Origin of the sequence: Pauljensenia sp. UMB0895, assembly GCF_030218905.1 — a bacterium.
In the GTDB taxonomy this organism is placed as follows: Bacteria; Actinomycetota; Actinomycetes; order Actinomycetales; family Actinomycetaceae; genus Pauljensenia; species Pauljensenia turicensis_A.
The window spans coordinates 1-706 of the sequence record NZ_JASOQR010000019.1; the positions used below are offsets into that span (position 1 = coordinate 1).

The following is a 706-nucleotide window of genomic DNA, read 5'->3' on the forward strand; positions in this document are numbered from 1 at the left end:
GGTCATTCTCACCTGTTCACCGGTGCGAAATACGAATCGGATCGTATCCTCGTCTACGATGGCGTGGTCGATGAGTGCGCTCCACTGGGCGGGGCGGAACTCGCTCACAGGTTCGCCTGCCAGATCGCCTAGGGCTGTGGTGACGGCGGCATGCTTGGCGGTGTTCGCTGCAATATCTGCCTCTAGGCTTGTTTTGCGTGCGAGTGTCTTACGGTAGGCAGTATCGAGCTCTGTGTACTTGTTTTGGTAGGCGTCTTGGTCGAGCGCGCGTTGCTGGTTTTTCGCTATCAGTGCTTCGATCTGCTCAGTGAGTTCCACGATTTTTGTTTGGCAGGCGGCGGCTTGTTCTTCCAAACGGCTCGTATCAAACATGGAGTCAAAGATTTGCAGTAGCTGGCTTTGCCGTGGCTGGCGGGCGATCAGTTGATTGAGCGCTTGGACGAAAGAATCCTTGATCTGCTCGTCTTTCACCGTCGCGCTGCTGCAGGGATGTTCGTCTGTGTATTTGTGGTTGCATTGCCAGACTGTGTACTTATATTTCGTGTTCGACGCCCACGTTTTACGCCCATACCATGCACCACACTGCGCACACTTGAGCCGGGTGGAGAACAAGCCGACCTTCGCTGAGGATATGTTGGCATGCCTGGTGGCGAGTTCGTATTGCACCTGATCCCAGATACGCGGAGCAATAATCGGCTCGTGATTG

The 706-nt window shown here is 54.7% G+C and carries 1 protein-coding gene; it reads right to left on the reverse strand.

Annotated features, from left to right (window positions below; genetic code table 11):
* A partial coding sequence (locus tag QP503_RS08795; protein WP_285101630.1) for a recombinase zinc beta ribbon domain-containing protein occupies positions 1 to 706 on the reverse strand: 706 nt, incomplete at both ends.